A 9,367-nucleotide genomic window follows, 5' to 3' on the forward strand; every position below is an offset into this window, starting at 1 on the left:
GAGCGCGGCGAGCGCGGCGGTGAACACGAGCAGTTCGAGCGCGTGGTGGATGAGCTGGACGCGCGTGCCGTAGACGGCGAAGACGGTGTTCCGGGAGAACACCAGCGCGACCGGGAGCACCGCGAGCCCGGAGAGCGCGGCGGTGCGGACGCTCCCGACGCCGACGCCGACGAGCTCGCGCATCCGGAGCGTGGTGTACAGCAGCGCCGCGAAGATGGCGAGCGCGGCGAGGTGGTGGACGGCCTGCGTGATGGGCATGTACCCCCACGGGACGAGCCCGCTGAAGGTGACGGTGGTGCCGCCGAGGATGACCTGAATGGGGAGGAGCACGACGGCGAGCACGCCGCCGACCTTGACGTCGCGTTCGTCGAAGCGCCGCCACGAGACGGCGCCGGTGCCGAGGATGAAGAAGCCGACGACCATCGCGAACCCGCGGTGGAACTGCTCGACGAAGTCGTGAACCTGGAGGCCGATGGGGAGCAGCTGGCCGTTGCAGTCGGGCCACTGGAGCCCGCAGGTCGCGCCCGACCCGGAGACGGCGGTGTACTCGCCGACGAGGATGAGCGCGAACGTCAACGCGGTCGTCACGGCCGCGAGCTGGTAGGAGCGGCAGTCCATAGCTCAGATTTTCAGGTGCGTGTACGTAGGCGTGTCGTATCGCGCGTGGTTCGGAGCGAGCATGCCCGAGTGGCAGCGAGGACACGTTACGGCGAGCGGCGACCGTCGGGGGCCGTGAGCCAGCGATAGGCGAGCGAGAACCACGTTGGAGCGAGCGGCGGAGCCGCGAGCAGCGTGGCGCACCACGGAAAACGCGAGCCGTGCGCCGACCGAGCGCGACGCCGCCCCGTTTATTTCGACTACTGACGTAACAACATTCGACGCGTTGGGATAGGTTTTTGCCCGTCGGCGCGGCAGACAACGACATGGGACTAGACGAGGACTCTCTGGACTACCACGCAAGCGACCCGCCCGGGAAGATCGAGATCTCGACGACGAAGCCGACGAACACCCAGCGTGACCTCTCGCTGGCGTACTCGCCGGGCGTCGCGGCGCCGTGCCGGCGCATCGACGAGAACCCCGAGGACGCGTTCAAGTACACCGCGAAGGGGAACATGGTCGGGGTCGTCTCGAACGGCTCGGCCGTGCTCGGCCTCGGCGACATCGGCGCGCAGGCCTCCAAACCCGTCATGGAGGGGAAGGGCGTGCTGTTCAAGCGGTTCGCCGACATCGACGTCTTCGACGTGGAGCTCGACCAGGAGAGCGCCGACGACATCATCGAGTCCGTCGCGGCGATGGAGCCGACGTTCGGCGGCATCAACCTCGAGGACATCAAGGCGCCGGAGTGCTTCGAGATCGAGACGCGGCTCCGCGAGGAGATGGACATCCCCGTGTTCCACGACGACCAGCACGGCACCGCCATCATCTCCGGCGCGGCGCTGCTGAACGCCGCGGAAATCGCGGACAAGGACCTCGAAGACGTCGACGTCGTCTTCTCCGGCGCGGGCGCGTCCGCCATCGCGTCGGCGAAGTTCTACGTCTCGCTGGGCGTCCGGCGCGAGAACATCACGATGTGTGACTCCTCGGGCATCATCACCGAGGACCGCGACGTCAACGAGTTCAAACAGCAGTTCGCCAGCCCGGCCGGCGAGGGCGGCGACCTCGCGGACGCCATGGAGGGCGCGGACGTCTTCGTCGGGCTCTCCGTCGGCGGCATCGTCGACCAGGAGATGGTCCGGTCGATGGCCGACGACCCCATCGTGTTCGCGATGGCGAACCCCGACCCCGAAATCGGCTACGAGGAGGCCAAGAACGCCCGCGACGACACGGTCATCATGGCGACCGGGCGCTCGGACTACCCGAACCAGGTGAACAACGTCCTCGGGTTCCCGTTCATCTTCCGCGGGGCGCTGGACGTCCGCGCGACGGACATCAACGAGGAGATGAAGGTCGCGTGCGCGGAGGCGCTCGCGGACCTCGCCAAACAGGACGTGCCGGACGCGGTGGTGAAGGCGTACGGCGACCAGCCGCTGCAGTTCGGGCCGGAGTACATCATCCCGAAGCCGCTGGACCCGCGCGTGCTGTTCGAGGTCGCGCCCGCCATCGCGGAGGCGGCCGCCGAGTCCGGGGTCGCGCGCCGCGACCTCGACCTCGAGGAGTACCGCGAGGAGCTGGAGGCGCGCCTCGGGAAGAGCCGCGAGATGATGCGCATCGTCCTCAACAAGGCCAAGAGCGACCCGAAGCGGGTCGCACTCGGCGAGGGCGACGACGAGAAGATGATCCGCGCGGCCTACCAGATGTCCGAGGAGGGCATCGCCGAACCCGTGCTCATCGGCGACCGCGACACCATCGACGGCGTCGTCGCCGCGCTCGGCCTCGACTTCGACCCCGACATCGTCGACCCCGACGAGGGCGAACACGAGGAGTACGCCGAGCGCCTCTACGAGCTCCGCCAGCGCAAGGGCATCACGGAGAGCGAGGCGAAGTCGCTCGTGAAACGCGACCCGAACTACCTCGGGTCGACGATGGTCGAAGCCGGGGACGCCGACGCGCTGCTCACCGGCCTCACCCACCACTACCCGTCCGCGCTGAAGCCGCCGCTGCAGGTTGTCGGCACCGCGCCCGACGCCGACTACGTCGCCGGCGTCTACATGCTGACGTTCAAGAACCGCGTCATCTTCTGCGCGGACACCACGGTCAATCAGGACCCCGAGGCGGACGTGCTCGCGGAGGTCGCCGAACACACCGCCGAGCTCGCGCGCCGGTTCAACGTCGACCCGCGCGTCGCGATGCTGTCGTACTCGAACTTCGGCAGCGTCGACAACGAGGGCACGCGCAAGCCCCGGGAGGCCGCGCGCATGCTCCGCGAGGACGACGTCGACTTCCCCGTCGACGGCGAGATGCAGGCCGACAGCGCGGTCGTCGAGGACATCCTCGAGGGCACCTACGAGTTCAGCGACCTCGACCAGCCCGCGAACGTGCTCATCTTCCCGAACCTCGAAGCCGGGAACATCGGCTACAAGCTCCTCCAGCGGCTCGGCGGCGCGGACGCCATCGGCCCGATGCTGGTGGGGATGGGCGAGCCGGTCCACGTCCTCCAGCGCGGCGACGAGGTCAAGGACATCGTGAACCTCGCGGCGGTCGCGGTCGTCGACGCACAGCAGAACAGCGACTAGCGGCGCAGTTTTCCCCGGATTTTTGCCGTGCGGCGTACGCAGCGACGTAGAACCGGTGGACGCGACGCCGACGTGCGGCGAGTGCGAGCAGCGAGGGCGCCGCGCTCGCTCGGTGAGCGCGCAACCGCGGGCGGTCAGTCGCTGGCGCGGCGGTCGCTGCGCGATGGCGGGGGGGACCTGGGCGTCGTCGGTCTCGCGCTCGGGGAGCAGACAGCGCGCGGGCTCGTCGTTGACGTGGCCGTACTGCTCGGGCTCGTTCGCGAGCACGTGCGCGGGGTTGGACTTGCTGTCCAGCTGCGCCGCGCGGACCTCCTCGAAGCCGACGACGCGGGCGCGGATGCCCCGCCAGTGGTGGCCCGCGGTCGCGGGCGGCGAGAACTCCGTGATGGGGCGGTAGTCGTGGGCGCGGGCGGCGAGCGCGGCGGTGTTGACGTCGCCCGCGAGGTCGTTGTGGTCGACGAGCACGCCGACGCGGGCGTCCCGGGGCGCGCGGGCCGCGAGCACGTCCAGGCCGAGGTGGAGCGCGCGGTACTCGGCGACGTTGTTGTTCGGGGCTTCGTCGGGGACCGCGAAGCGGGCGACCCGTTCGCCGTCCCGGGTCTCGACGATGACGCCGAGCCCGCTGCCGTCCCGCGAGTACGAGCCGTCGGTGGCGACGTAGAAGTCCCGGCGGTGGGACTGCGGGGGATGGGCGATGTGCGGCGTCGGCGAGTCGTCGAACAGGTCTCGGAGTTTCGACCGGCCCACGATGGCCATACCGTACGTAGCGAGCGCCGGAACTTAAGCGGTCCGCCGGTCGCGGCCCGCATCCAAAGCGATACGTGGCGTCGCCGCGACGACTCCCGTATGCAGGCACGCGACCTGATGACCGAAGACGTCGAGACCGTCCACGAGGACGACGACGTCAGCGACGTCCTCCAAGAGCTCGCGCGACGGGACTTCACCGGCTTCCCCGTCGTGGACGACGACGACCGGCTCGTCGGCGTCGTCACCCAGCGGGACTTCGTGGAGCTGTTCCAGCCGAAAGACCACACCGTCTGGATTCCCATCGGCCTCCCGCCGTTCCTCGAGACCCTCGACTACGGCATCGACCTCTCGTGGAACGAACTGGAGACCGAGCTCGACCTCGCGAAGAACGCCAGCAAGCCCGTCAAGAAGATCATGACGCGGGACGTGCTGACGGTCGGCCCGGACGCCGACGTCGACGACGTGCTCGCCATCCTCGCGGCCGACGAGCGCGACGTCAACCGCGTCCCCGTCGTCGAGGACGACGTCGTGGTCGGCATCGTCACCCGGCAGGACGTGCTGCGCGCGCTCCACGCCGAGCGCAACCGGTAGGCGGCAAAACGGCGCCCCTTCGAAAGCGTAAACGTCGCCCCGGTCGGAGATTCGGCGTGACCAACTACCGGAACGCCGCGCTGTTTCTCGCGCTCGCTGCGGCCTGGGGGTCGGCGTTCGCCGCCATCAAGGCCGGCCTCGACGCGGGCTTCGAGCCCGTGCTGTTCGCGGCCGTCCGCTACGACGTCGCGGGCGTGCTGATGCTCGCGTACGCGGCGTACGCCGCCGACGACTGGCTGCCGCGCTCGCGGGCGGACTGGACGGTCGTCGCCGTCGCCGCGACGTTCATCATCGCCGCCTACCACGCCTTCCTCTTCGTCGGCGAACAGCAGACCACGAGCGCCGTCGCCGCCGTCGTCGTCAGCCTCAGCCCCGTCCTCACGACCGGGTTCGCGCGGGCGTTCCTGCCGTCCGAGCGGCTCTCCGCCGGCGGCATCGTCGGCCTCCTGCTCGGGCTGGTCGGCGTCGTCGTGCTCTCGGACCCCGACCCGTCGAACCTCCTCGGCGGGAACACGGTCGGCGTCCTGCTGGTGTTCGCGGCGTCGACGTGCTTCGCGCTCGGGAGCGTGCTCACCCAGCGCGTCGACGACGACCTCGACGTCGAGACGATGGAGGCGTGGGCGATGCTGCTCGGCGCGCTCCTCATGCACGCCGCCAGCCTCGCGCGCGGCGAGACCCAGACGATTCCCCGGAACCCGGACGCGCTGTACGCCATCGCGTACCTCTCGCTGGTCGCCAGCGCCGCCGGCTTCCTCGTCTACTTCGAGCTGCTGGACCGGCTCGGCCCCATCGAGATCAACCTCGTGAGCTACGTCGCGCCCGTCTTCGCCGCGGTCGTCGGGCTGGTCGTGCTCTCGGAGCCCATCACCGCGAACACGGTCGCCGGCTTCGCGGTCATCTTCGCGGGGTTCTGCCTGCTGAAGCGGCGCGCGCTCGCCGCCGAACTGCGGAACGTCCGCGCCGCCTGGGGGTAGCTACTTCGCGTCCGCGATGCGGTCGAACTGGTCGGCGGTCAGCGTGAGGTCGGCGGCCGCGAGGTTCTCGCGGAGCTGGTCGGGCGTCCGCGCGCCCGCGATGGGCGCGACGACCTGCTCGTGGTGGAGCAGCCACGCCAGCGACACCTGCGCGGGCGTCGCGCCCACCTCGTCGGCGACCGCCTCGACCTCCTCGAGGGCGTCGAAGTTCGCGGGCGTCAGGTACGAGTCCACGAACTGCTGGTCGGTCGCGCCCCGCGTCCCCTCCGGGGGTCGCTCGCCCCGGGAGTACTTCCCCGTGAGGAAGCCGCCCGCCAGCGGCGACCACGGCACGACGCCGAGGTCGTAGTCCCGGCACATGTCGAGGTACGTCGCCTCGATTTCGCGGTTGACGGCGTTGTACCGCGGCTGGACGACGGTGAACGGCTCGAACCCCTCGCGGCGCGCGATCTCGTTGGCCTTCGCGACCTTCCACGCGTTCGGCTCGAACGTCGACGCGCCGAGGTAGTGGACCCGCCCGTCGCGGACGAACTCGTCGAGCGTGCGCATGAACTCGCGGGCGGGCGTCCGGTCGTCCCACCGGTGGATGTAGAGGACGTCGAGGTACTCTGTACCCAGGCGGTCGAGAATCGCGTCGACGTTGTTCCGGAGGTGTTTGCGGTTCAGCCCGCGGCCGTTCGGCCCCTCGCGGGTCGGCCAGTAGATCTTCGAGGCGAGGACGTACTCGTCGCGGTCGCGGCCGTCGAGCCACTCGCCGATGTACTGCTCGGCGCGGCCGCTGCCGTACATGTCTGCGGTGTCGACGAAGCGCCCGCCGGCGTCGGCGTACGCGTCGAGGAGTTCGTGTGCGCGTTCGCGGCCGACTTCGACCTCGCCGGCGTCGTTCTCGCGGCCGAACCGCCACGTCCCGAACGCGACCTCGGAGACGCGGAGGCCGGTGCGGCCGAGCGAAACAGCGTCGAGACCCATACGGGGACCGAGATGGGCGGCTGTGTTAAGCGGCGCGCCTTCGCGGCGTCAGTTCGTCTTGTGGCGGTGACCGAGCACGAGCGCGACGACGTGGAGGGCGACCATCGCGGCGAGCGCGGTCTGCTGGGCCGTCGTGTCGGGGCCGGCGACGACCAGCGGCGTGTAGAGGAACGGCAGTGCGACCGCCGCCCAGAAGCCGGCGACCTCGAAGGGCTTCAGGAGGGTGGCGGACGCGGGCGTGTTCACGGCGTCCGATGCGACCTCGGCGAGTGCGGAGCGGGAGGGGGCAGACATTAGGTCTCACCTCGTCTACTCATCCCTACTGGCGCCGACCCCATATAGGGGGTCGACCGTTGCCCGAATTTCAGTACGTTTCACCCGCGTCGACCCCGAGTTCGAGACGTTTCACGACCGGCTGAGAGCGTTCGAAACAGTTTATAATTCGATCTGCACCGTTTTTCGAATTGTGTGCATCTGTCGAGGACGCGTTTCGGCTTCGCGGGTTCGACGGCTCCCGAGCACGCCGGAGCAGTCACTAGCAGTTTGGTGTGGTAGAAAGTGCCCGGGGAGGGTTTTGAACCCTCGATCTCCGCATGTCCCAGGTTCGAGGCTCGGCGGGCCTCGCGGACATGCTGAGCATCCACGTGGCGAGTGGGATGCCGCACCGAAGCTCGGAACCCTATGAGTGCGGCGCTATGACCAGCTAAGCCACCCGGGCTCGATACCGGCTAGGGGGAGGTCGCTCTTGAAGGTTCTCATCTCAGTCGGCGCACCCGCCGGGTTTATGCCGAGGCGGTTGCTTCGGGCGTACATGAACGTACCTGCGCTCGTCCAGTCCTCGCTCGGGGACGAGGACGTCGCCGCGCACGTGCCGCTGAAGGGGGAGGACGCGGTCTTCGTCACGCCGACGCGGACGCTCGTCTACACGGCCGACGGCCTGCTGAGCGACGAGAGCGTCGACGAGTTCCCGCACGACGCGGAGGGCGTCGACGTCAGCGAGGGGCGCCGGAAGGCGTCGGTGACGCTGGACTACGGGCTGGACGGCGAGGAGTCCTTCTCGGTGCCGTCCGGGAAAGTCGACGACGTGCTCCACCCCATCATCGCGGGCGTGCTGAACGCCGCGGGCGTCACGCAGCCGGGGGGAGACGGTCAAGCGCACGTACCGGTTCAGCGAGCTCACGCTCGTCGTCACCAGCGACCGCGTCGTGAAACACGTCGGCGCGGCCGTCTGGGAGACCGACTACGAGGAGATCGGCTACGAGTCCGTGACGGGCATCGACGTCGAGGAGGGGAACGTCTCCAGCCAGCTCGTCCTCGAGACGACCGAGCGCACCCAGCGCATCAAGGCGCCGAACGAGCAGTTCCGGGACGTCCACGAGACCGTCGAGGAGGCCGTCTACGCGTACCACGACGCGGCCAGCGCCGAGGAGTTCGAGCGCATGAACGTCGACGAGGACGCGGGCACGGCCACCGAGGAGGTCTCCTTCGACAGCGGCGTCGAACCAATCGACACCAGCGGCGTCGGCGAGGACGACGCCGCCGACGAACCCGAGGCGAGTGCGGACTCGAGCACCGAGACTGACGCGAACTCGGACGCGGGCGCCGCGACCACTGGCGAGCCGACCGAGCGCGCGGCCGACGGCGACGAGTTCGCGTCCAGCGGCTTCGAGACGGCCGCCGCGAAGGTCGAGCCGGCGGTCGACCCCGAGGAGCTGGACGCCGAGCTCGACGACCTCGAGACCACTGTCGAGGAGCTCGCGGACGCGCTGGCCGACCAGCGCGAACTCGCCGAGCGCCAGCGCGAGGCCCTCGACGCGCAGCAGACCGTCATCGAGGCCCAGCGCGACCGCATCGCGGCGCTCCGCGACCTCGTCGACGACGCGTAGTCACTCGCGGCCGGTGACCTTCCGGATGCAGGAGGAGCCGAACGCGCCGAGCTCCCCGTGCTCGAAGTTGACGAAGTAGCCGGTCTCGATGGACGCGCCGCAGCGCCGGCACGAGAACTCCCCCTCTTTCGTGACGACGTCGGACTGGAAGGAGACGTAGCTGCCGCCCTGCGGCTTCACCTCGCCGTCCTCGCGGTCGACGACGCCGCGGCGCTCGGCCTCGTCGAGAATCTCACGCGTGGTCCGCGGGTGCGTGGTGACGGTCTCGATGCGGTCGATGGCGTCGGCGACGGACAGCGACTCGAACTCGAGGTGCGCGAGCAGCTCCACCCCGAGTTCCACGGGGTCCTCGACGTCGCCGTCTCCCATGTGTCGTGGTGGGGCGAGCGCGCGCTTAACGCTTGCGCGACCCGCGAAGGGACAACGCTAAACCCGCCGCTCGGGTAGCAGGCCGCGATGAGACGGTACGCCGCCGGCGCCGCGCTCACGCTCGTGCTCGCGCTCGCGGTCGTCGCGCGGCCGGCGGACGCGCTCGGCGCGCTCCGCGCTGCGCTCGCGAGCCCGTGGTTCCCCGTCCTGTTAGTCGGCCTCTACGCGGTCCGCCCGCTGCTCGGCTGGCCCATCAGCGTGCTGTCCGCGCTCGTCGGCTTCCAGTACGGCCTCGCGGTCGGCGTGCCGGTGGCGCTCGCGGGCGCGCTCGCCACGAGCCTGCCGGCGTACGTCGCGGGCCGGTACGCGCCCGCGGACGGCCGGCTGTTCGGCCGGTTCTCGGACGGCAGCCAGCGCTTCTTCGCCGCGACGGGCGACGTCCGCGGGCTGGTCGCCGCCCGGTTCGCGCCCACGCCCGCGGAGCCGGTCTCGGCCGCGGCGGGCGCCGGCGACGTGAGCCTCCGGTCGTTCACCGCCGGGACGCTGGTCGGCGAACTCCCGTGGGTCGTCGCGACCGTCGCGCTCGGCAGCGGCCTCGACGCGTTCACGATGGCCGCGACGGACGTGAACCCGGTCGTCGTCGCGGGCGGCGTGCTCG

Annotated in this window: 9 protein-coding genes, 1 tRNA gene and 1 pseudogene; 5 read left to right on the top strand and 6 right to left on the bottom strand. The window is 70.1% G+C overall.

Annotated elements, in window-relative coordinates; genetic code table 11:
• Positions 1-618, bottom strand: a 618-nt coding sequence (locus GJ634_RS12365) for a COX15/CtaA family protein (protein WP_157503074.1), incomplete at its 3' end; no start/stop codon positions are given.
• A gap of 305 nt (positions 619-923) precedes the next feature.
• Here GJ634_RS12365 and GJ634_RS12370 point away from each other — a divergent pair.
• A complete protein-coding gene (locus GJ634_RS12370) occupies positions 924-3,173 on the top strand; it encodes an NADP-dependent malic enzyme (protein WP_157503076.1) in 2,250 nt (749 codons plus the stop codon).
• Positions 3,174-3,307: 134 nt separating this feature from the next.
• Here the strand turns inward: GJ634_RS12370 and GJ634_RS16210 are convergent.
• Positions 3,308-3,929: pseudogene (locus tag GJ634_RS16210) on the bottom strand (ribonuclease H).
• A 108-nt stretch (positions 3,930-4,037) separates the two neighbouring features.
• Between GJ634_RS16210 and GJ634_RS12380 the strand changes: the two are divergent.
• Positions 4,038-4,511, top strand: a complete 474-nt coding sequence (locus tag GJ634_RS12380; RefSeq protein WP_331714157.1) for a CBS domain-containing protein — start codon at positions 4,038-4,040, stop codon at positions 4,509-4,511.
• 56 nt (positions 4,512-4,567) lie between these two features.
• On the top strand, positions 4,568-5,485 hold the full coding sequence (locus tag GJ634_RS12385) for a DMT family transporter (protein WP_331714156.1): 918 nt from the start codon (positions 4,568-4,570) through the stop codon (positions 5,483-5,485).
• Here the strand turns inward: GJ634_RS12385 and GJ634_RS12390 are convergent, their stop codons facing one another.
• From GJ634_RS12390 to GJ634_RS12400, 3 genes are all read right to left on the bottom strand, one after another.
• Positions 5,486-6,454, bottom strand: coding sequence for an aldo/keto reductase (locus tag GJ634_RS12390; RefSeq protein ID WP_157503080.1), 969 nt, complete (start codon positions 6,452-6,454; stop codon positions 5,486-5,488).
• 48 nt (positions 6,455-6,502) lie between these two features.
• Positions 6,503-6,748 carry a hypothetical protein gene (locus GJ634_RS12395; RefSeq protein ID WP_157503082.1) on the bottom strand — a complete coding sequence of 82 codons (246 nt, stop codon included), beginning with the start codon at positions 6,746-6,748 and terminating at the stop codon, positions 6,503-6,505.
• 265 nt (positions 6,749-7,013) lie between these two features.
• Positions 7,014-7,172 (bottom strand) — tRNA-Met (locus GJ634_RS12400).
• A gap of 487 nt (positions 7,173-7,659) precedes the next feature.
• On the opposite strand from GJ634_RS12400, the gene GJ634_RS16215 reads away from it, so the two are divergent.
• Entirely contained in the window at positions 7,660-8,340 is a 681-nt protein-coding gene (locus GJ634_RS16215; protein WP_231737034.1) for a hypothetical protein, read from the top strand.
• Here the strand turns inward: GJ634_RS16215 and GJ634_RS12410 are convergent, their stop codons facing one another.
• A complete protein-coding gene (locus tag GJ634_RS12410; RefSeq protein ID WP_157503084.1) occupies positions 8,341-8,709 on the bottom strand; it encodes a DUF5830 family protein in 369 nt (122 codons plus the stop codon).
• A gap of 87 nt (positions 8,710-8,796) precedes the next feature.
• On the opposite strand from GJ634_RS12410, the gene GJ634_RS12415 reads away from it, so the two are divergent.
• Positions 8,797-9,367: TVP38/TMEM64 family protein (locus GJ634_RS12415; protein ID WP_157503086.1), on the top strand; the 571-nt coding region annotated here is incomplete at its 3' end.

The sequence above is a fragment of the Halobacterium sp. CBA1126 genome, from assembly GCF_009741975.1.
GTDB lineage: Archaea > Halobacteriota > Halobacteria > Halobacteriales > Halobacteriaceae > Halobacterium.